The following is a 22,569-nucleotide window of genomic DNA, read 5'->3' on the forward strand; positions in this document are numbered from 1 at the left end:
AAGCCCCGCCGTGGACGTGTCTATGATATGGATTCACAAGTCAGTGGCTGGCAGCCGAGTCTCAGCGACTGGACAAATCTGGTCGAGTTGCTCGACGCGCGAGCGGACGAACACGGGAACACTGATTTCGCGACGTTCCCCGAAGAGACACTCACGTACGGAGAATTGGCCGAGCGATCCGAACGGATCGCCGCGGGCTTCGATGAAATCGGGGTCGGAGCGGGCGACCGGATCGTCGTGATGATGTACAATCGCTCGGAGTTCCTGCCGGTGTACTTCGGCGCACTGCGTGCGGGAGCCGTCCTCGTTCCCCTCAACGTCTCGCTACGCGGCGACGACCTGGAGTACACGCTGACCGACGCCGATCCGTCCGTCGCCATTATCGGGGACGAGTGCCTCGAGAACTATCGTGAAGTCGAAGACGACGTCGACGTTGCACACCGGTACTGTGTCGGCACCGAAGCCGATGGATTCGAACCCCTCGGCGCGCTACGCGCGTCCGGTGATCCGCCTTCGCCGGACGCGACGCAGGCCGACGCCGCGACGATAATATACACGAGCGGGACGACGGGAATGCCGAAGGGTGTCGTCCTCCCGCACGGGGCGTTCCTCACGGTTGCGACCGAAATAGCCGATCGGATCGTCAAGCCAACTGACGACGACGTCCTCTACATGTCCCAGCCGCTCTTTCACATCTTCGCACAGATGGTCGTGACGGAGGCGCTCGTCGCGTCCGTTCCGTTCGCGATGGAGCGATGGTTCTCCAAATCGAAATTCTGGGACCGGGTTCGGTCCCACGACGCGACGATCATCCACTTCTCGTCGGCGATCTCCGAAATCCTCTACAAGGAGACCGACGCACCGGACAACCCCGTTCGGATCGCCTTCGGCGCGATCGCCGACGACCGACAGGCCGACTTCGGAGACACGTTCGACTGTACCGTCGTGCCGCTATACGGCCTGACCGAGAGCGGCGGCCTCGCCCTGAGTGGGACCGTCGAGGAGCCGCGTACCGGGAGCCTCGGCCGACCGACGGAGTACCAGGAGGTAGCTGTCGTCGACGAGGACGACACGCCGGTCGGGCCGGGGACGGAAGGCGAGATCATCGTCCGACCGACGCGACCGAACGCCATGTTCAAACGGTACTTCGAGAAGCCGGAAGCCACGGTCGAGGCGACCGAGAACCAGTGGTTGCACACCGGCGACATCGGTTACTACGACGAGAACGGCGATTACCACTTCGTCGAACGAAAGTCGTACTTCATCCGACGGATGGGGGAGAACGTGTCCGCATTCGAGGTCGAACGGATCGTCGAGGACCACCCCGACGTCGCCGACGTCGTCGTCGTCGGTGCCGACGACGAAGTGGCCGGTCAAGAGGTATTCGCCGCGGTCAAACTCGAGGACGGGGCAGCCCTCGATCCGGTCGACATCGTGAAACACTGCGAAGGCCGCATCGCGTACTTCAAAGTACCGCAGTACGTCGCGTTCGTCGACTCGTTCCCGACCACCGAGACGAAAGAGACGGTCCAGCGCTTCCGAGTCGTCGACGAATACCTCGCCGACGCCTGGGACCGCGACGAGGCGGGCTACCAACTCGAGCGGTAGGCGACGGAACGGTGAGTGACGGGGACCTCAGCTGTACTCGGCCAACCCCTCGCGGAGCGACTCGGGGACCGGATGGGACTCCATCGTCGACATGTCTACCGAAACGCGGGTCTCGCTCGCCCGGAACACCTCCTCACCGTCGCGCGTGGCGAACGCGTCGAACCGTATCGAAGACTCGCCCACTGAGGGCGTGACGTCTATGCGTATGTCGTCGCCCTCTCGCATCGGCCGCGAGTACTCGGATTCGGTTCGAACCACGAGCAGCCCCAGGTCCTCCTCGAGGTTGTCACGATAGGGATGGCCAGTCGCGGCGAGGAGTTCCTCGACCGCCCGGCCGACGTACGTCGGAACGGTCGCGTAGTAGAGGGTCCCCGCTGTACTCGTGTCTTCCAGGCGAACTCGCTGGGTAAACGTAAACGGCATGAGAAACGAATTCGATAGGGGGTCACTTAATAGAGCGGGAACGTTATGAGGCCCCGCTCGAAGAGAAATCGTATGGACGACGACCACCTCGACATCGAACAGACGACAGTCGGAGACGAACGTGTCGGACGAATCACGCTCGACAGACCGGACAAACTCAACGCCCTCCCGCTTTCTTCGGTCGAGCGATTGACCGAGAGACTCGACGATATAGACGGCGAGAGCGTGGACGCGGTCGTACTTAGCGGTCGGGGGAAGAACTTCTGTGCCGGGATAGATCTCGCGGATATGCCCGACGGTGACGCCGTCGTGGAAGGCGGAGCGGTAATGCACGACGTCGTCGAGGCGTTACGCACGTGTCCGGTCCCTGTCGTCACTGCCGTGCAGGGCCGGGCGTTCGGCGCCGGCTTCATGCTCTGTCTGGGCGCCGACGTCGTCCTCGCCACAGAAAATGCGACGTTCGGCCTGCAGGAAGTGAACCTCGGCATCCCGATCGCGGGCTACGTGACGAAGATTCTGCCCCGGTCGATCGGAGAACACCGCGCCCGGGAGTGGCTCCTGACCGGCCGGGAAGTGTCGGCGACCGAGGCGGAGCGTGCAGGGCTCGTCGCGCGAGTAACCCCGGCAGAATCGCTCGATGACGCCGTCACCGAGACGCTCACTCACTTCGAGACGAGTAGCGGGCTCACCATCCGTTTGCTCAAGGAGCGACTCGCGGACCCGACCGATTCGCTCGAGGACGGGGAGTGGGCACCGCTCGCAGAACGCGAACTTGCGGACATGCGAAAAGCCGCGGACGAAGGCGATGTAGAGGAACGTCTGAGCACGTTCAGGGACTGACGAGATCGGACGTTCCGAGGCGAGAGGGGAGAGGGGTACCGGTCCCCGACCCGATCGCAAAAACGGCGTACTGATACTGGTCCCCCAAACCCGTCACGCAAAACGACGTACTGGTACCGATCCCCCCCAAACCCGTCACGCAAAACGACGTACTGGTACCGATCCCCCCCAAACCCGTCACGCAAAACGACGTACTGGTACCGATCCCCCCCAAACCCGTCACGCAAAACGACGTACTGGTACCGATCCCCCCCAAACCCGTCACGCAAAACGACGTACTGGTACCGATCCCCCCCAAACCCGTCACGCAAAACGGCTTACTGGTACCGGTCCTCGACCCGATCGCGGAGTTCGTTTTTCTGGATCTTTGCACCGTGGGGCCCCTCGGTGCGCGGGAACTCCTCGACGACGACCACGTCCGCCGGGATTTTGTAGTCGGCGATCTGCTCCTCGAGGTACGCGACGATCTCGTCGCCGGTTACCGTGTCCTCGACGGTGACGAACGCCACCGGGACCTGTCCGTGACGCGGGTGTGGAGCCCCGACGACCTGCGAAACCGCGACTGCGGAATGATCGTCGATGGCCGCTTCGATTTCCGCCGGTGACACGAGAAAGCCACGAACGCGGAGCGCGTCGTCGATTCGCGAGTGGTAGTACAATCGGCCCTGCTCGTCTCGCTCACAGAGGTCACCCGTGTACAGCCACTCCTCGTCGTCGAACACCTCGGCGGTGGCCTTCGGCTTACCGAGGTACCTCTGCATGACGTTGTATCCCCGCAGTGCGAGTTCGCCTCGCTCGCCGGGCGGCAATTCCTCGCGCGATTCGGGATCGACGATCTTTGCCTCCAGGTCCTCGTGGACGAGCGGTCCGCCGACTTTCTTTCGCTGCGCCATCGAGGCCTCGGGGTCCCCGACGAATATCTGTGTGTTCGCTTCCGAAAGGCCGTACGGCTGGCAAATCGGAAAGCCAACTGCGTCCTCGATGCGCTCGAAGTCGGGTTCGTTGTATCCGTTCGCGAAGAACATCGCTCCGCGGCGCAGCGTTTCGACGCGCTCGGGGGCGAAGGTGTCGGCATCGATCATTCGAAGGTACATCTGAGCCGTCGCGGAAAAATACGTCACGTCGTGGCGGTCGACGAGTCCGACCGTCCGTTCGGGCTGGAAGTGCGGCTGAACGACGAGCGGGATGCCGTGGGAGAGACAGGAACACATGATATTGAACCCGAAACTTCCGCAGAACGGGATCGCTCCGAGCCCAACGTCCCCGTCGGTGACTCCCAGATACGAAGCGATGTTGTACGAGTGATTGAGCACCGATCGATTGTCGTGTACGCATCCCTTCGGGTCTCCGGTGGTCCCGCTCGTGTAGAAAATGACTGCGGGCGTGTCACCGTCGCCCGTCGGATCGAATGCGGTCGGTCGGTCCGTCATCACCTCCCCGAACCCTTCGACGGCGCTGTAGTCCGTGTCCTGCTCGATCGAGACGACAGTCGTGAGGTTCGAGAACGAGTCCGGACCGAACGACTCGGGCTCTACACTCGAGAGAGACGGGGCGAGATCCGCGACCATTTCCAGGTACTCGCGACCCAGGAACGACTCTTCGAGAACGAGCGCAGTCGCGCCCGAATCTCGGAGCATATACTCCAGTTCGTGCTTGCGGTACCGGGTGTTGACGGCGACGACGCTCGCACCCAGGAACGACGCGGCTAGTTGTGTGACCACCCACTCCGGTCGGTTCGCGAGCCACACCGCGACGGTGTCGCCCTCGCCGATACCGCGGTCCGCGAGCCCCGCCGCGAACGACAGGCTCCGGTCGCGGAGGTCACCGTAGCTGATAGGGTCATCGTCGAATACGAGCGCAGTGTCGTCGGGTCGTCGGTCGGTGACGGTCGAGACTGCCTCGTAAATCGTGCTAGTAGGCCACTCGAGCATGTCCTATGAATGGAGGTCGGTCGTTTAAAAGCATGGGTATATTTATGCGCCTGCCCTGCAATCTGCGTGTGTATGGCAGCCACTGTCGAGTTTGGCATCATGCTCACACCGTTCGGACCGCACGCGTCACCATCCGTCTTCGAGGATCTCGCGACCACCGCGGAAGAACAGGAATTCGACGTCGTGTGGACCGGTGACCACGTCGCTTTCCCCGCGGAGATTCCGAACGAATATCCGTTCACACCGAGCGGGAAGGCACCGCCTGCACAGGGGATCGACCGCGAAGCCTACGATACGTTCACTGTGCTCTCCTATCTCGCGAGCCAGGTGGAAGACGTTCGGCTCGGGACGAACGTCTGCGTCGTGCCCTACCGGAACCCGGTCGTACTCAGTAAACTCGCGCTGTCGGTCGAGGGGCTCACGAACGGCCGGTTCGAATTCGGCGTGGCACCGGGGTGGCTCCGGACGGAATTCGACGTCCTCGACGTTCCGTTCGACGAACGCGGGTCCCGAACCGACGAGTTCCTCGAGATATTCACGCGTGCCTGCGAAGAACACGAATTCTCCTTCGATGGGCCACATCATTCGTTCCCCGAAACCGGGTTCTATCCCGCTCCCGAAGGGGATCGACCGCCGATCTGGATGGGAGGGTTTTCGGGCGCGACGTTCCGACGCACCGCGCAGTACGCGGACGGGTGGTCGATCTACGGTGCGCGCCCGGATGCAGTTGCCGAGGGATACGAGCGCCTCCGTCCCGCATGGGACGACTTCGATCGGTCGGGCACCCCGAACGTGGCCGCCGGCCGATCGGCCCACGTCGGTACCGATACGGATCTCGACACTGACAGACCGCTTATCGGTGACGCTGACAGCGTCATCGAAGACGTCGAAGCCTACGCCGACGCCGGTGCGACGCACGTCTTCATCGACTTCTTTTCGGTCGATCCGGCCGAGCAATGCGACCAGATCGAACGGTTCGGCGAAGAAGTTATCCCGTCCTTTTAATCGATAAATCGACTACTACTGCTGCTACTACTACACCTCATCGTTGAACCGATCATTTCGATTCGCACCGCCGTGTTCGTTTCCAGTTCGTATCTCCGGTTTCGAATCTCCGGAACCGCGTTCCTCTACGTACCTCCGGATACCCAACTTAGCATAGTTCGAGGACATTAAGTTGATAAACTGGTAAATTAGTTAAGGTATTATTGATTATTTAAAGACATATGCCCCAGAAGGTCAATGTCTTCGATAGATATAAATCCCTGGACGGGAGACGTTGGTACATCCCATGGTAGAGAATGACACTCGAAATCGGCGGTCAGTCTTGAAAGTGATCGGTGCAACGGGTGGGGCGATTAGCCTGGCCGGCTGTACGGGAGGCGGTGGGAGCAGCGACGCGTTCACGCTCGGAACGCTCGCGCCACAATCCGGTGGGTTCTCGGCATCCGGCCCGAGCGTCGTCCAGGGTGACGAACTGGCGGTCAAACACATCAACGAGGACGGCGGCGTCAACGGCGAAGACGTCGAGATGATCGTCCGAGACACCGAGACGGACCCGAACGCGGGGGTTCGCGCGGCGCGGGAACTCATTCGTCAGGAGAACGTCGACGCCCTCTCGGGTGCGGTGAGCAGTTCCGTGGGGATGGCCATCGCCTCGATGGCAAACCAGGAAGAAATTCCGTACATCGGCGGTATCGGATCGGCCGCCATCGTCAACGCCGACTGTGGCCCGTACGTGTACACGAACAATCCCAGTACGTATATCGTGGCACAGGGGACGATTCCGTACCTCATCAACGAACAGGGGTCCCAGAGCATCTACTGTATCACCGCAGACTACACCTGGGGTCAAACGATCCAGAAGACGTACGAGGAGATCATCCCTGCAAACGGCGGTGAAATTGCCGGCACCAGTTTCGCGCCGTTCGGGGCCAACGACTTCTCGAGCCAGATTTCCAAAGCGATAGACAGCGGTGCTGACACGCTAATGATGACCTTGTGGGGACAGGACCAGGTCAAATGCGTCAACCAGATGCTCCAGTTCGGCGCCCGCGAGGAATTCGAGAATATCGCGATGGCCTGGAACAGCATCGCCCTGAACAAATCGATGGACTCGGTCGAGGGCATCTACGCCGGCGGCCCCTATTACTGGGGTATCGAATCCGACCAAAACCAGACGTTCGTCGAGTCCTACGAGAGCGAGTACAACGAAAAACCGCCGATGGCCTCGGGAATGCAGTACGGTTCGACCACGACGCTGCTCAACGCGGCCAACGACGCCGACAGTATCAGCGCCGACGACGTCGCGACGTCGCTCGAGGGCTGGACGAACGACCCCTACTACAAGGGCGGTAACCAGGAGTTCCGGCCGTGCGACCACCAGAACGTCAGCGACTGGTTCGTCCTGCAGGGGACGGCCGAGAGCGAGCGAAGCGCCGACGCCGAGTACATGAAGGTCATCCAGCGCCGTGCCGGCGGAGAAGTCGTCCAGGATTGCTCGAGCGCCTGCGAAGCGCTCCCGGCATGGTCCTAACGATGGTCGCCGACCTGACCACGGCCTCGCACGTGACGATGTTCGTGGACCCCACTGCGGTCCTCAACGGCCTCTCGAGGGCCCTGTTGTTGTTCCTCATCGCGTCGGGGCTCTCGCTCATCTTCGGATTGATGGGCGTGGTGAATTTCGCCCACGGCGCTTTTTACGCACTCGGGGGGTACCTCGGGGTCTTCGTTTTCGGATTCTCCGAGAGTTTCCTCGTGGCGTTGTTCATCGCGCCGTTCCTCGTGGCTCTGGTGGGAATCCTTACCGAGTCGACGACCATTCGGCCGCTGTACGACCGCGACCCAATTTATCAGGTGTTGCTGACGTTCGGCGTGTCCATCATCCTCGACGAGCTCATCAAACTCGTCTGGGGGTCGTCACCGCTGAGCCTCGGAGCACCGGAGGCCCTGGGCGGCGTCTCGGAGCTCGGATTCATCTCCTATCCCACGTATCGGGTGTTCATCATCGGCTTCGGCCTGTTGATGGCGCTCGGTCTGTGGTTGTTCATCCAGCGCACCAGGGTGGGCATCATCATCCGAGCCGGAACGCTCGACAGCGAGATGGTGGAGGCGATGGGCATCAACGTACAGCGTGTGTTTACCGGAATGTTCGGGCTGGGCGTCGGGCTAGCCGCTGTTGGCGGGGTTGTCGCCAGTCCACTGCTGGGCGTGTACCCAACGATGGGCACCGAGATACTCATCGAAGCGTTCCTGGTGGTCGTACTCGGTGGCCTCGGAAGCGTCCGCGGGGCGCTGCTCGGTGCACTCATCATCGGCATGGCCCAGGGAATCGGGGCCTACTACATCAGTAGTTTCGTCGGCTTGTTGTTGTTCGTGATTATGATCGCGGTCTTACTGATCCGACCGTACGGTTTGCTCGGCCACTCGGGCATCGCGGAGCACTGACCATGAACGAAGGAAATATCCCACAATCTGTCGCGAAAGATGGTGGCATCGTCGCCGAACTTCGATCGTCGCCGTGGAAACTCGGCATCGTTGCGGTGCTGATCGCGTTCCCGTTCGTCGTAACCAGCGCGTTCATCGACGCCGGATTCTGGCTCCTGTTCGCCATCGAGGTGTTCGTGTTCGGGATCGCCGTGTTGAGTTACGACCTCATGTTCGGTTACACTGGCCTGCTTACGTTCGGCCACGCCCTCTTCTTCGGGGGCGGGGCCTACGGCATCGCCATCATGGCACACGTCTACGACCTGACCTACCTCGAGGCGTTTCCCGTCGTCTTGGTTCTCCTGTTCGTCCTAGGCCTGGTCGTCGGCGTCGCCGCGTTGCAACTGTCTGGCGTGTACTTCGCCATCATCACGCTCGCGTTCGCGCAACTCGCACACGAGCTCATCTTGCAATTCAACGGCATCACCGGCGGCGTCAACGGCATCTATAGCATTACCATTCCGGACGTGGCCGGGTTCAGTCTCACCGAACCGATCGTCACGTATTACGTGACGCTCGCGGCCTGTTTCGCCGTGTACCTCGCGCTGCGACGGGTCACCGCCTCACCGTTCGGACGGGTCATTCAGGGCATCCGAGAAAACGAAGAGCGCATCGAGATGCTCGGAATCAACACCTTCCGATACAAATTGTCATCGTTCGTGCTCGCCGGTGTCATCGGTGGCTTCGCCGGGATGCTCTACCCGCTTTTCATCACGTTCGTCAGTCCACCGCTCGCCAACTGGACGACGACGGGTGACCTCCTGATGATGACGCTCATCGGTGGCTTCGGCACTCTCTGGGGGCCGCTTCTCGGAACCGGCTTCTACGTCCTTCTCGAGACGGTTCTCAGCGGCGTCATCGAACAGTGGCGCCTGTTGATGGGAGTCATCTTCGTCCTGTTCGTCCTGTTCTTACCGTCGGGGATCGCCGGACTGCTTCAGGGCGAGCTGTCCACCGCCGCAGCGCAGCTTCGAACTATGATACCGGGCGGATCCGACGACGCATCGTTAGATATGGAACGAAACCTGAATCCGGAGGAAGAGGAACATGAGTGAGACGGTACTCGCTTGCGAGAACGTTACGAAAGAGTTCGGCGCGATCGTCGCGTCCGACCGGGTCACCTTCGAAATTCCCGAAGGGCATACGAAAGGGCTTATCGGCCCCAACGGCGCCGGGAAGACGACACTGCTCAACTGCATCAGTGGTGTATACGACGTCACCGACGGAAAAGTCCGGTTCAACGGAGAAAACGTCACCAACGTTTCGCCCGACGAAATGGCCCGTCGGGGGCTCGCACGTACCTTCCAGATAACGAACTTGTTCGATGGATTCTCCGTCTTCGAGAACCTCCGATTAGCCGGTCAGATCGCCTCTGGAGGCAATTTCAACGCCTGGAATCGGTACACTGCTTTCGACGATCCCATCGAGCGTGCCTCGGAGGTAATCGACGAGATCGGCCTCTCCGAGAAAGCCGACGCTTCCGTTCACGACCTGTCCCACGGCGAGAAACGACAGGTCGAGTTCGGCATGGTGATGGTCGTCGACCCCAATCTCATCCTGCTGGACGAACCGAGCGCCGGGATGGCGAGAGACGAGATCGGAACGATCACCGACCTCATCAAGGACCTGAAAGACGAGTACGCGATGATTCTGGTCGAACACAATCTCGATATGGTCATGGATCTCTCCGATTCGATCATGGTACTCGACAACGGACAGCTCATAGCGGACGACCGACCGGCCGAGATCCGAGAAGACAAACGCGTCCGTGAGGCGTATCTCGGCACGGAAGCTGACGCAGCCGAACTCGGAGGGTCACGATGACGGCTCCGCTGCTCGAACTCGACAGGATCAACACGGCATACGGAGACAGCCACGTCCTCCACGACGTGTCGCTGTCGGTCGACGACGACGAGGTTGTCGCCCTCCTCGGCCGCAACGGTGCGGGGAAGACGACGACGTTACGCTCTATCATCGGCATCCAGCGGCCGTTCAGCGGTGCCGTGCAGTTCCGCGGCGAGGACATCACCGACGAGGAGACCTACGATACGGCCGGTCGAGGCATCAAGTACGTCCCCGAAGAGCGTCGAGTGTTCGATACGCTAACCGTCGAGGAACATATTCGGATGGCTGTCCAATCCGATTTCCGCTCGTTTGCGGAGGAACGCGAACGCGTTTTCGGCGTCTTCCCGGAATTGGAGGAATTCAGCGACACGCAGGCACGCAACCTCAGTGGTGGCCAACAACAGATGTTGGCTATCGCACGGGCGCTCATCGGCCCAACGGAGTTGCTGATGCTCGACGAACCGTTCGAAGGGCTTGCACCGAAGATTATACAGACCATCCAGGAGACCATCATGGAACTCAAAGAGAACAACACCATCCTGATGGTCGAACAGAATTTCCCGATGGCTCGCGTCGTTGCTGACCGCTACTACATACTCGACCATGGAAGCGTCGTCAGTAGCGGTCCGATCGAGAAACTCGACGAGAACGACCAACTGAAAGAGAAATACCTCGGCGTGACCTGACGGTTTCGGTCACGGACGGGGACCGGCCGTCCGGCGACCGGGCCGTTGGACGTCTATTACGGTCCCTGTCGCTGGTGCGTTCTCCCTGTCGCTGGTGCGTTCTTCCTTTCGCTGATACTCTCACTCTCGTGTGGATGTTTCAATGCATCGGCGTATCGTCTCGCTCGCACACTACGCCAATCGAGACAGAACCGGTCCCAGCACAGCGCTTCCGATGAGACCCCGAGCATGAGGACTGCGGCAAATTCACACGTTTAGACTGCTCCAGTGGATGAAAGGGAAGATCGTCCCGTCGTGTTCGGCAGACAAATCGGCCTCACTGCGAGTCCCCTCGAGAAAAACATCAGCGACAGGAACACGATACACGAGGCCGAGCGAATGACTACGATGGGGTCGTCGACAACGCCACGATACAATTACGAGCGCCACGTTCCCGAACACCGCACCCTATTTCGAATACGTCGTCACCACCTACAGGGCGAGTACTGCGCCGGGCCCTCCGCTAGGTCAGAGTCAGAACGATCGTACGGAGACGGGCTGAAATCCTTCGACCTGGAACAGGCTGAAGATTATCGATCATGGTCGACTCTCGACTGGAATCCGGAGAACCCGCTGGGGTGTACACAAGAGCGGGATCACTATCAGAAGTGAAGAAGGTTCGTCGAGGTTGATCCGTTTCTGCTTTCAGAATGGAGGCAACGCCAGGATTCGAGATTGAGAAATGGATACACTTCGATAGAGGGGTGTCATTGTTCTCAGTATTTGAAAAAACACATCGATAGAGGGGGGTGTTCGTATCGAATCGCACTCGAGACGGCGGTGAGAAATCACAACCCGGCGGTCAGTACCAGAACGTAATTACCGACGGCTATCCGACCCGAGCACACTTCGATAGAGGTGTGTGATGGATCAGTTGGAGGGTGTGTGATGGATCAGTTGGAGGGTGTGTGATGGATCAGTTGGAGGGTGTGTGATGGATCAGTTGGAGGGTGTGTGATGGATCAGTTGGAGGGTGTGTGATGGATCAGTTGGAGGGTGTGATGGGTCCGTTCGAGGGTGTCTGATGACCACCCGCCATCTCCCACAACCATATCTGATGGTCGATATCTGAGACGACGGTGTGATCGACTCGGGAATCACTGGTGTGGAGTCCATCGGGTCGGAGACGAAAGGCTGATCGAATTGTTTCAGTCAGACCACCATTCGGCTGTGTCTGAGCCGCTATTCGTCTCGAACGGGGCCTGAACGGAAGACGTCGACCTGGCGTACACTTCGATAGCAGTGAGTCGTCGACGCACGAAGATGGGTACTGATTGTCGAGGCGACTGCCACGGAATTTGACTCCGATCGGCTTAGGTTTCGTCCCTAATCTGTGCTTTTACCACACTCGAAACCTCACTCGGAGAGACGACATCGATACGCGAATCCTCGCGCAGCGTTTCGAGGATTGTCTCAGGTCGTTCGCCGAACTGGAACTCGAGGAACATCCCGGAACTCGGCCCGTGGCTCCGACGCTCGAAATCGACCAGCGAGTACGTCGTCATCTCCTTCATCTTGTTTACGTACGTCTCCTGGTGATACTGCTCGGCGTCGATCGCGTCAGTGAGGAACTGGTAGACACGATACCCGGTCGTACTGCGAGCAGCTTCGTCGTCCGTCTCGGCCGCGACGGCAGCAGTCGCATAGAGACACAGTTTCTTCTGTGTGCTGATACCGCGAACGACCTCGAGGACACGGTTCTTCTCGACTTTGTCCTGTGCCTGACGGACGTGGACCTCGCGCACGTTATCGTCCCCTTCCCGTTCTGCGAGTTCGCCTGCGACGCGCATGAGATCGATCGCTTTCCGCGCATCACCGTGTGTTTGGGCCGCAAATGCAGCTGCCAAGGGGATGACATCGTCGTCGAGAACGTTTTCGTAGAACGCGTCCTGGCGCCGGCGGAGAATCGACTGTAGCTGATTGGCGTCGTAATCGTCGAAGTGAACGTCTTCCGGCGTGAACGAACTCAGAGCACGGCTTCCCACGGATTCCATCATTTTCGTATCGTTGGAGATCGCAACGACGGATATGTGAGCGGTGAGTTCGTTATTGGCACCAGCTCGCGATAGTTGATAGAGAAGCCGAGAGAACGCCGGCTCTTGCTTGTCTCGGCGGCCAACGAGCATATCGAGTTCGTCGAGGACGAAGACCGCAGAATCGAAATTTTCGTTGACGATACGATAGAGTTCGTCCCACTTTTCCTTCGTTGCGACGCCGTGTTTCGGAACCTCTACTTCGACGTGCGCCTCGTCGGCAGCACAATTTGCCAGTTCGTAGACAGCGACTCCAAGAGTATCAAGGTCCTGGCAATTTACTTCGATTGTCCCAAATCGAATATCTCGTGTTTCGCAGATCTCACTGATATTCTTACAGACAGCTTTAGTGATGAGCGATTTTCCGGTCCCCGACGGACCGTAGAGAAAGAGATTCGGCGGCCGATTGTCACCGAGTGCAACTCGAAGCATTTTGGTCACTTCCTGGAGTTGTCTGTCCCGACCGACGATTCTATCCTCTTCGACGATATGATTCGGATCGAGCAGCGATCGGTCGCGAATGAGCCCCTCTTGTTGATCGAACTCCAATAACATATCCTCGATCGATTGCGAATCATCGGCCGCTTCCGATTCGTTCGAGGCGGCCGCTTCCGATTCGTTCGTGGAGAAAGATTCCAGCCCCTCTGAGGAGTCCGAGGAGGGAGTGCTGCCTTCGGACGGCCCGTCCTTCGATTTCCTCGTTCCCTCTCGAGGATCGTCGAAGTCGTCTGTACCCATACAAAGGTCCATACAGGGCGGAACCAAAAGTGTTCCCCACCTCTATCGATGTGTGTTTCACCGAGTGAGACTGCTAATAGACGAAATTCGGTCGATCGGATCGATAGATCGTCGAAGCGACGAGTTGATGAAACGTCTGCGGAAATACTGGCTACTCGAGGGACTTGCAGCCTACGCACGGGAAATTAACTGCGCGTGTGATGGGCGAATACGTGGAGGGACAGACACCCCTCTATCGATGTGTTTCGGTCCGTATCGAAGTGTCCGTTCGACTGGGTAGGAGAGAACCAGTCGAAGATGGAGAAAAATAAACTTGGATGATTCAGAACAAAATGGGCCTGGGGACGATTATCCTACAGAAAATGAAAGAAAAGGCTGGTGTATCAGTGAATATCTACAGTATTTCTACACATCTTCGGACGAGGTCTATAGAGATATACGACCGATGAAAGACGTACAATATGACGCTACCGAAACGATAAATACGTATAGATTAGGAACACATCGAACACTTCGATAGAGGGGTGTGGGTGTTCTATCTAGTCTAGCTAGATGAAAAGAAGAAGAAAGAAACGTGATGGATCTCTTTTCGTCGGCATCTCTTCAAGAGATATCTAAATTCTCCAATACAGCTGTGGAATAATGGACGAATGTTGAATTTCTGGCTTTGGCTGGGTATTCCCTGCAATCTCGTCGTGCTCATCGACCCCCCCACCTCCCTGCGGAAACACATCGATAGAGGGGTGTGGGTGTCCTCGAGAAACTCATACTCTGTCTCCATATGGTCGATGCGGTAGGTTGTTCTCACCGTTGTTCTTCCGACCAGTTGTACCGGCTCGACGCATTTCGATCGGTGATCCATCTGGATCCGATAAACCGACAAACGCTTCGGTAGGATCTACGTCGTTACGACAAACACTTCGATAGAGGTGTGTCCTAGTACAATCACCGTTCCGGGGATCTTGTCGCCGTTTCTCCCGAAATTCGAACGAGAACAAGACGTTCCGCTAAGGGGTCTGGAGTTCTCGAACTGGCGTGACGGCGAACGTATCTGGCTCGCTGGCTGACGCGTCACGCTCCGTCGTCGGGGATGCCGATCCTGTGAGTTGGGCGACGAACTCGACTCGAACTGTCTATTGAGGGGCGGTGGTCTTGTGCCAGCCCAGCCGGTCGTCGAAGCGCTGTTTCTGGAACTGGTTGCCGACATCGTCACCGGCATCATACTAGCTGTGCTTCTTTCTCCTCATCTACTGTGAGATGAATACGGCTCCCACGTCTCCGTGCGTCAGCTCGACGAGGGCACACTCCACGAGCGGGATGACCGACGCATGATCTCGGTCGGTCGGAATACTCAGATCGAAGCCCGTCCGCGGGGCCTCACTGCAGGATTGTTCGTCTCTCGATGCATCCTTTGCGTCTCGGTAGTCCGTTCCGAAGCTATATTCTGGAGACCGCGCGTGATGCGTTCCTCTACACCCTTACGAAAATAATTCTCCGGGTGACGACGACTACCACTCGGTCTGAGAAAGCCGGCGGCCTTGGCACACTCTACACACTCCGTGAGTTGGCTTCGGATATCAGCTACGTGCTCTAGTCACCGATAAGAGGGATGCCTCGATCGAAGATCGTCTCCGCCAGTTCCGGTGACGTTGTTTGGTGATCGACGAAATCGACATTGTCAGTTTCGAGTGCCTCGCTGAGATCAGCACTCAACCCAAAAAAGCCTCGTTGTAATCCGGGTCGCTCGGACGGACTGTGTCGAATTCCACTGCGATATCGACGTCACTTCGAGAGTGGGACTGGCCACTTGCGTGAGAACCGAAGAGAATTGCCAGCTGTATTGAATGCACCTGCAAGTCCTCCCGACGAGTCTCGAGAAGGAGGGATTTATCGATAAGGGATTTACCGATAGTAGCTTCTTCACTGGTTCTCATTGCCGGAAAATACGTTCTCGTGACATATAAACACTCAGGAGCCCAGTGAACGATCGAACTCGTTCTGCCACGGTAGCCTCAGTGTACTCTGATCCTAGAAATCGACCCTCTTTCGATGGATGTGGTACATGTGACACTCTCGATTATTGGTGACACTCTCGATTATTGGTGAGGAGATACGAGCGAAAATCATTGGCGATCCCGACCGGAATTCATCCCCGACCGCATAAATGCCGCCAAGATGCGACCGATTCTCGAGTCGCCAGTCCAGAGCGCCTCTTCATTGATGGGTGCGTCATCTCTTTCGGCGGCGAGTAGCACGGTGCGGTCGTCGACCATCAGGGCCCGACCGGCGAAATCCGCGGGGTTGTCTTCCGCCATGACGAAAACGCTCACCGGATCGTCGGCGAACAGATCGTTGAGCGATCGATCGGCGGTGACCACGGTAACGGTGGCGACGTTGGTGCTTGCCTCTCGGAGGGCGTCCGCAATCTCCGGGGTCATCACGTCGGCTGTCGGTGAGACGAAGACAACAGTGTGATCGGCCGACCGAACAAGCGTCGTGATCCGATCGTCGATCGGCTGTCGACCACGGAGCATCGAGACGTCCTGTCCAGCCGGTTGGTCGGTTCCCGTTCCTTGGATCGACTCAAGCCGGTCGAACGCTCTTGAAGTCTCTCGTTCGAGGCGTTTGGTCAGGAGGTCACGCGCGGTCGATAGCTCGACAGGTCGGTATGCTTTCGGCGATGCTTCCACGATCTCGAGGAGGCCTTTGTCTGCCAGGTCGTCGGCCGCTCCGTACACCTGTGACCGGGGAACCTCCGATAGCTCACTTATCTCCTGGGTAGTACCACTGCCGAGTTGTTGGAGGGCAACGAACACCTGCGCCTCGTAGTTCGACAGCCCCAGCGTCCGTAACGCTTCGACCGCCTCGAACTCATTCATCATCTATCGTTCTTCGACGGGGGGTTGATCTCATTTTCGTCTCCAATCCGATCACGCTAGTCCGCCCGGCTGGTAGTAAATATTGTAGATATCTACAAACACTTAATAAGGTAGGGTCGTGAGAGGTGGTTAACGAGGAATCACAGGTGTACGAGAAAGACTGCGGTAAGCTGTGTACAGTCGGGAATTCGTCGCCACACGAGATGGGTGGTTCCTGAACATGGCTGGGCAATTATCCCGGTGGTACGCCCAGAAGATAACCACACACAGCAAACTCGTCATCGTCGCTGTGCTGGTGCTCACGGCTGTCGTCGTGGCAGGAACGGCTCTCGGCGGCGCGGGCGAGGAGGACATAGGCGGGTTCCAAGTCGAGTCTGAAGAGACCGACGCACAAGAATTCGTACAGAACAACTACGGCGGTGACGACGGGGTCGCTGCTCAACTTGTCGTCCGTAACGAGAGCGGCGACGTCCTCACCCGCGAATCACTGCTAGACGGACTGTACCTCCAACAGGAAATACGCGAGACCGAGACGCTGAACGTGACACTGGCTGAACCGGGATTCGTCGGTATTGAGAACATCGTCGCCACGGCGGCTGTCTATGAGGATACCCGACAGCCACCGACTGCCCAACCATCGTTGTCCGAACAGATCGACGCGCTTGAATCACGTGACAACGAGGCAGTCAAACAGCTACTCGCGGACGTTCTTGATCCCGAGAGCGACACGCCTGGCCAGCAGGATCCTTATGAGTTCCTTCCCCGGGACTACGAGCCGGGTTCGACGACGGCGTCGGCACGATTGACACTCATCGCACAGGTCGACGACAGCGGTGAGGATGCGGAGCCACAGGCCGCTTACGACGCTCAGGTGGCCATCGACAAAATTGTTCAGGATCGGTTCGACGACGCGTTCGTGTTCGGACAAGGGATTCAGGACGACGCCTCATCACGAGCAACGGGGGACAGCTTTGCGATCATTACGCCGTTCGCGCTTGTTCTCATCGTTCTCGTCCTCGGGATTACGTATCGTGACCTCCTGGACATCTTGCTCGCATTCTTGGGGATCGGAATCGTGATGGCGTGGCTCGCGGGCCTCATGGGCTGGCTCGCAATCCCGATGAACGTCATCCTCATCGCTGTACCCTTCCTGCTCATCGGACTGAGTATCGACTACGCGCTCCACGTCGTGATGCGGTATCGAGAGGCCCGCGATGGAACACTTGGCGAGAAAGACGATGAACGTGACCATGACCATGGGGAACCAGTAAACCGATCGATCCGAACCTCGATGGCGCTTGGATTCGGGAGCGTCGTACTGGCTCTTGGCGCTGCGACTGTCACGACCGGAGTCGGTTTCCTCTCGAACGTCGTCAGTCCGCTTCCGGCGATTCAGGACTTCGCTATCCTCAGTGCAGGCGGCATCCTCGCCACGTTCGTCGCGTTCGGTGTCTTCCTCCCGGCGCTGAAAATAGAGGTCGATGAAATTCTCGAGAATCGACTCGGCTGGAGCCGTCGGAAACCCGCCTTCGGTGTCGATAGCGGCCGTGCGAATGCGGCTCTCGAACGGTTGGCCGATCTCACTACCCGCGCCCCAATCGCTATCGTTGTCGTCGCGCTCTTGCTGTCGTCGTCAGGTGCCTATGGCGCGACAACCATCGACACAGAGTTCAACCAGGCCGACTTCCTCCCGGAGGACGCTCCCGACTGGGCACAGTACCTGCCGGGCGGGCTAGCACCAGACACCTACACTATCGCTGAGGATTTCCAGTATCTCAGCGACAATTTCCAGCTACGAGGTGAGGGCGGGCAATCGCAAGTTCTGTTACGCGGAAGCGTTTCGGACCCGGCGGTTCTCAGGGCCGTCGACGACGCGGGTAGCAGCGTCGAAGACAGCAGTTCTATCCAGCTTCGTCCCGACGGGCGGGCGGCTGTCGAGGGGCCGCATACGGCGATCCGCGCCGCCGCAGCCGACAACGAATCGTTTGCGGAAATGGTCGATGCGACCGACACGACCGGCGATGGATTGCCCGACGAAAATGTCTCGGCGGTGTACATGGCACTGTTCGATGCTGACGAGCAGGCTGCCAGCCAAGTCCTTAGCCGCGACGATGACGGGAATGTCACTTCGGCACGGCTACTGGTTTCCGTCAGAAGTAGCGAATCGGCACAGGCGATTGCTACTGACACGAGGGCGTATGCCGACCGGATCGAAGGTGACATAGCCGGTGTCAATGCAGTTGCAACGGGCGGAACAGTCACGACCGCTGTCATCCAGGATGCACTGCTTGAAACGCTAGTCGAGGCGTTTGCGGTAACGCTGATCGTCATCCTCTTGTTCCTAACCGGACTGTTCTGGGCACGCTACCGGTCACTGTCGCTCGGGGCGCTGATACTCGCGCCGGTCGTGATGTCGCTTGCGTGGCTGTTGGGCGCGATGTCGCTTCTCGACATCGCGTTTAACAGCGAGACAGCCGTCATCACCAGTCTAGCCATCGGTCTCGGCGTCGACTACAGCATCCACGCCGGCGAGCGGTTCGTCGACGAGCGCGAGAAACGTGACACGCTCAACACTGCCGTTACCAATACGATCACCGGAACTGGTGGCACGCTGCTTGCCAGTGCCGCCACGACAGCCGCCGCCTTCGGCGTCCTCGCGTTCGCGCTTTCTCCCCCACTCCAGCGGTTCGGTATTGTGACCGGGCTGGCGATTCTATTCGCTTTCGTGGCTGTCGTTATGATCCTGCCAGGTCTACTCGTCCTTCGAGAACGAGTGCTTGAACGCTGGAATATGCGAGAGTAGTCTGCCATTCTACGGCCGTCTACACGTTTCTCATATTTGATGGCCGATAACTCGGGTTGCGTGCGGACACTTCGGGTGATGGAGTTGTGGACAAGCCATCTCGGGCACCTGCTCGTCGAACGAAATGGATACCCAATCGGAATGGCGACGCAGGCAGACGTGATGAATGTACTCGATCTCCACAAGGAGGCCGAAATCGTTTCATCATTACATGCAATTCGAATTTTATCAGTGGTGGAGAGTCTACCCTAGTTCTCACAGAGGACTTACCTGACTTTACTTCTCGTTGTGCGCCATATCGGCTGCAATAGGGTGACCGTTCCGACACCATACAGGAGCGGGAGCCAGTATGTCGCCGCTCGATAGAGAAACGTTGCTGCTGTTGCTTCTGGGGCCGGTATATTCGATGTTGTAACGAGAAGGAGAATGAATACAGATTCGACACTTCCTAGACCACCAGGGAAGGGTAGCACGTTCGTTATCCCACCCAATGGTACGACAAACAGTACGATTTCAGGCGGAACGGTGAAACCGACGGCGTAGAGGGTGAGCCAGAGCGTAGTCGAGAGGAGCAACCAACCGCTAGCCGAGTACGCGAGTCCACGCTTCAAGTTCCGTCGATCGGCAGTCACCTGTTCGACCTCGTCAACGAACACGTTTAGATGTCGCCTGAGGCTTTCAGGAGACACTACGTGAACGCCAGGAACGATCGAACTCATTTTGGCTGAAAGACCACCAAGAAACACCGCAACACCATCAACGACTCGTCTCCGACGCCGCCAACCGTACACTGCTCCGCTGACGAACAGTAGAAATACTGTGAAGACAGCTGCAAGTGCAAGTTCGATACGCCGGCCGATAGCGGCTGTCACCGTGAAGTAGAGGATACCGACTCCGGCAAGGGGCACCATCGGTGCGTAATTAAGTAAGTCAACGCTCGAGACGGTTGCAAAGCTAGATTCGTAATCGATTTTCGCGTGACTGGTTAGCAAGTATGCTGCAAGTGGCTCACCACCGAGGTATGTCGACGGAGCAATACTATTCGCTAATAGAATGTCGCCGAATAGGAGCAAGCAATCTATCTGATTGTGTTCGATATCGAGAATTGATAACACGATCGACAGCGTTTGGGACCACGCGACGAGCCAGAGGATTACAACCCCAAAAAGTGAGGCAAGGATAAACCGATTCGCAGTCGTGATCTCCGTAACTGTCTCTTGGATGCCAACCACGGAGAGAATCAGGAGTAACAAACCGATGGCGACGACGAACCCGATAGTTACAGTGGTCCACCGGATCCCAACAGCAGCCATAGGGAACGGACTATGGATGGGACCAAAGCAGTATGGTGTCGACACGTGTCCAGATTCGACACTCAAGTCAAAGCTTGTGTGAAATCCTCCCCGGCGTAAACGCCGGGATTCTCCGGCTGATTAAAGATAGTGGTCGTGAATCTACCTACACTCAACGACCTGCGGTGACGTTATCGTAGAGCGATTCGACTCGGTCTAATGAATGCTCGACGGAGAGTGTTTCCCGTCGGCGCAGACAGAACTCACGGAGCCTCTCTTGATTAGCTAGTACCCGACGAATTGCCTTTCGGAGCGCTCTAATATTTCCAGGTGGGTAGTGATAGCCGGTCTCGCCGTCGAGAACAGTAATAGGCAAGGCTCCGGCCTCAGCCGCGACAACCGGTGTTCCACAGGCAGTTGCCTCGAGTGCGACAAGTCCCTGCGTTTCGATACGACCGGGGAAAACGAAAACATCGAGTGCTGAGTAAAACGCAGGCAGTTCTTCGCGGGAGAGAAACCCGAGAAACAGCGTATTGCAACCGAGATCCTGTGCACGTTCGATCAACTGTGGCCGACATGGCCCATCACCCGCGAGCAGTACTGTCACGTCCAAGTCAGCAGCCGCCTCGATTAGCTCCGAGAGAAACTTTTCTGGACCGTGTCGCCCGGTGTATCCGATCAGAGGGCCTTGATCATCGATGTCGTACTTGGCTATGAACTCGTCTGAGTCGACCGGCCGAAACGTGGCCGTGTCGATTCCGTTCGAGACGACCTCGATTTGTGTGTCGGGGTCTATCTCATCTCGTACATACCGCCGAGCTGCTACCGTCGGTGTCACGACGAGGTCGACAGCATCGTAGAAGCGTTGCTCGTATTTGCGACACACATCTTTGAACTGAGAGACGACTCTCGGATGTGAAAACCGTTGTTCGATCCGATCGATGAGAACGGTGTGATACGATGCAACGACCGGGACCGCGCTTCGAGTTGCAAATCTGAGTCCAGCTAGTCCAAGCGTGAACGGGGAATGAACGTGAACGACATCTGGGTGTGGTAAGGTGGATGGTGATACTGGAAACCCAAGCCGGTGGCCTCGATACGTCGGAACTGGTACGCTCGGAACGGGATACTCTCTTCCTCGAGCGTCACGATCTGGGGATCGTGGATACACGACGTCCATTCGTCCGTACCGATCGTTCCAGCGGGACTGCCAGAGATCAATCGTATACGTCACGCCATTAACCGTCGGCAGATACGTATCTGTGAACGCGGTGACGTGTACGGTCACTTCTCTGTATACGGCACCCGGTGATAAGTTATTATGGTGTCGCCTGACGGAACGAGATGTCGTTCGACTGGAGTAGCGATCGCATCGTCTTGACACCACCAGCAGTATCCCAACTTGTCGCCTGGTAGTGGTCGATTGGGTGTCTGATCCATGACCGTTCCCAGTGGGCGTACGTCTCGACTTCGCTGTCATCGGCAACAAAAAGGGTCACATGGAGTTGTGTGTCCGCGAGAAGCGACCCTCGGCGGACCCAACTTCCAGCCGACTTGCGGCCATCGCGATGACGCTTCAACGCCGCGATCGGCTCGGAACGAAATCCCATTGACTTGAGATCGGACCGAAATCGCTCCAGCGAGCGTTCGACAGTTCCGACGTACTCAGCCGGGTGCATGACACACTGGACATAGCCACCGAACCGCTGAGCAATGCCGTGAAGAACAGGATAGACAGACCGACGGAACGCCGTGACTCGATCGATTTGGTGGTGTTGCGTTTCACCAGTCATCAATAGCATCTTGCGTAGTATCCCGGGTTACAATACAGTATCGGTACTACCGTCCGCCGACGTGAGAGACACACCTCTGTACAAGCTACTCTTAAGACAAGTCTGTTCAGACGATCACTATCCGGTAAATAGCTGTTACGGAACTCGAGTGAATCGTACTGAAACTACGCGCC

The 22,569-nt window shown here is 58.0% G+C and carries 17 protein-coding genes and 1 pseudogene; 10 read left to right on the plus strand and 8 right to left on the minus strand.

Going from position 1 to position 22,569, the window contains the following annotated elements:
- Positions 1-27: 27 nt before the first annotated feature.
- Positions 28-1,608, plus strand: a complete 1,581-nt coding sequence (locus tag NJT13_RS20020; protein WP_254525923.1) for an AMP-binding protein — start codon at positions 28-30, stop codon at positions 1,606-1,608.
- A gap of 27 nt (positions 1,609-1,635) precedes the next feature.
- Here NJT13_RS20020 and NJT13_RS20025 read toward each other — a convergent pair whose 3' ends face one another.
- Positions 1,636-2,031 carry an acyl-CoA thioesterase gene (locus NJT13_RS20025; RefSeq protein ID WP_254525924.1) on the minus strand — a complete coding sequence of 132 codons (396 nt, stop codon included), beginning with the start codon at positions 2,029-2,031 and terminating at the stop codon, positions 1,636-1,638.
- 72 nt (positions 2,032-2,103) lie between these two features.
- On the opposite strand from NJT13_RS20025, the gene NJT13_RS20030 reads away from it, so the two are divergent.
- The gene (locus NJT13_RS20030; RefSeq protein ID WP_254525925.1) at positions 2,104-2,871 is read left to right on the plus strand and encodes an enoyl-CoA hydratase/isomerase family protein; all 768 of its coding nucleotides are present in this window, start codon (positions 2,104-2,106) and stop codon (positions 2,869-2,871) included.
- A 317-nt stretch (positions 2,872-3,188) separates the two neighbouring features.
- On the opposite strand, the gene NJT13_RS20035 is transcribed toward NJT13_RS20030, so the two are convergent.
- Complete coding sequence (locus NJT13_RS20035) at positions 3,189-4,802, minus strand: class I adenylate-forming enzyme family protein (protein ID WP_254525926.1); 1,614 nt, start codon at positions 4,800-4,802, stop codon at positions 3,189-3,191.
- A gap of 72 nt (positions 4,803-4,874) precedes the next feature.
- Between NJT13_RS20035 and NJT13_RS20040 the strand changes: the two genes are divergently transcribed.
- The 6 genes from NJT13_RS20040 to NJT13_RS20065 all read left to right on the plus strand — a co-directional run bounded on the left by NJT13_RS20040 (position 4,875) and on the right by NJT13_RS20065 (position 10,819).
- The gene (locus NJT13_RS20040) at positions 4,875-5,807 is read left to right on the plus strand and encodes a TIGR03619 family F420-dependent LLM class oxidoreductase (RefSeq protein ID WP_254525927.1); all 933 of its coding nucleotides are present in this window, start codon (positions 4,875-4,877) and stop codon (positions 5,805-5,807) included.
- Between the two features lie 286 nt (positions 5,808-6,093).
- A complete protein-coding gene (locus tag NJT13_RS20045; protein WP_254525928.1) occupies positions 6,094-7,338 on the plus strand; it encodes an ABC transporter substrate-binding protein in 1,245 nt (414 codons plus the stop codon).
- Positions 7,329-8,249, plus strand: coding sequence for a branched-chain amino acid ABC transporter permease (locus tag NJT13_RS20050; RefSeq protein ID WP_254525929.1), 921 nt, complete (start codon positions 7,329-7,331; stop codon positions 8,247-8,249). Before NJT13_RS20045 ends, NJT13_RS20050 begins: the two co-directional genes overlap by 10 nt.
- 2 nt (positions 8,250-8,251) lie before the next feature.
- Complete coding sequence (locus NJT13_RS20055; RefSeq protein ID WP_254525930.1) at positions 8,252-9,343, plus strand: branched-chain amino acid ABC transporter permease; 1,092 nt, start codon at positions 8,252-8,254, stop codon at positions 9,341-9,343.
- A complete protein-coding gene (locus NJT13_RS20060; RefSeq protein WP_254525931.1) occupies positions 9,336-10,112 on the plus strand; it encodes an ABC transporter ATP-binding protein in 777 nt (258 codons plus the stop codon). Before NJT13_RS20055 ends, NJT13_RS20060 begins: the two co-directional genes overlap by 8 nt.
- On the plus strand, positions 10,109-10,819 hold the full coding sequence (locus NJT13_RS20065) for an ABC transporter ATP-binding protein (RefSeq protein ID WP_254525932.1): 711 nt from the start codon (positions 10,109-10,111) through the stop codon (positions 10,817-10,819). The genes NJT13_RS20060 and NJT13_RS20065 overlap by 4 nt, the downstream gene beginning before the upstream one ends.
- 1,352 nt (positions 10,820-12,171) lie before the next feature.
- Here the strand turns inward: NJT13_RS20065 and NJT13_RS20070 are convergent.
- Together NJT13_RS20070 and NJT13_RS23685 are read right to left on the minus strand one after the other, a co-directional pair.
- Positions 12,172-13,446: an orc1/cdc6 family replication initiation protein gene (locus NJT13_RS20070; RefSeq protein ID WP_425499836.1), complete on the minus strand. Its 1,275-nt coding sequence runs from the start codon at positions 13,444-13,446 to the stop codon at positions 12,172-12,174.
- 1,190 nt (positions 13,447-14,636) lie between these two features.
- Positions 14,637-14,705: pseudogene (locus tag NJT13_RS23685) on the minus strand (hypothetical protein); the annotation flags it as partial.
- A gap of 30 nt (positions 14,706-14,735) precedes the next feature.
- Between NJT13_RS23685 and NJT13_RS23320 the strand changes: the two are divergent.
- Positions 14,736-14,885: a hypothetical protein gene (locus NJT13_RS23320; protein WP_340681208.1), complete on the plus strand. Its 150-nt coding sequence runs from the start codon at positions 14,736-14,738 to the stop codon at positions 14,883-14,885.
- A 453-nt stretch (positions 14,886-15,338) separates the two neighbouring features.
- On the opposite strand, the gene NJT13_RS20080 is transcribed toward NJT13_RS23320, so the two are convergent.
- A complete protein-coding gene (locus tag NJT13_RS20080; protein ID WP_254525934.1) occupies positions 15,339-15,563 on the minus strand; it encodes a nucleotidyltransferase domain-containing protein in 225 nt (74 codons plus the stop codon).
- A gap of 189 nt (positions 15,564-15,752) precedes the next feature.
- A complete protein-coding gene (locus tag NJT13_RS20085) occupies positions 15,753-16,511 on the minus strand; it encodes a TrmB family transcriptional regulator (RefSeq protein ID WP_254525935.1) in 759 nt (252 codons plus the stop codon).
- A gap of 217 nt (positions 16,512-16,728) precedes the next feature.
- Between NJT13_RS20085 and NJT13_RS20090 the strand changes: the two genes are divergently transcribed.
- Positions 16,729-19,311: an efflux RND transporter permease subunit gene (locus tag NJT13_RS20090; protein WP_254525936.1), complete on the plus strand. Its 2,583-nt coding sequence runs from the start codon at positions 16,729-16,731 to the stop codon at positions 19,309-19,311.
- 266 nt (positions 19,312-19,577) lie between these two features.
- Here the strand turns inward: NJT13_RS20090 and NJT13_RS20095 are convergent, their stop codons facing one another.
- Complete coding sequence (locus NJT13_RS20095) at positions 19,578-20,624, minus strand: lysylphosphatidylglycerol synthase transmembrane domain-containing protein (RefSeq protein WP_254525937.1); 1,047 nt, start codon at positions 20,622-20,624, stop codon at positions 19,578-19,580.
- 151 nt (positions 20,625-20,775) lie between these two features.
- Entirely contained in the window at positions 20,776-21,891 is a 1,116-nt protein-coding gene (locus NJT13_RS20100; RefSeq protein ID WP_254525938.1) for a glycosyltransferase, read from the minus strand.
- Between the last annotated feature and the right edge of the window lie 678 nt (positions 21,892-22,569).

It is taken from the genome of Natrinema caseinilyticum, assembly GCF_024227435.1.
GTDB lineage: Archaea > Halobacteriota > Halobacteria > Halobacteriales > Natrialbaceae > Natrinema > Natrinema caseinilyticum.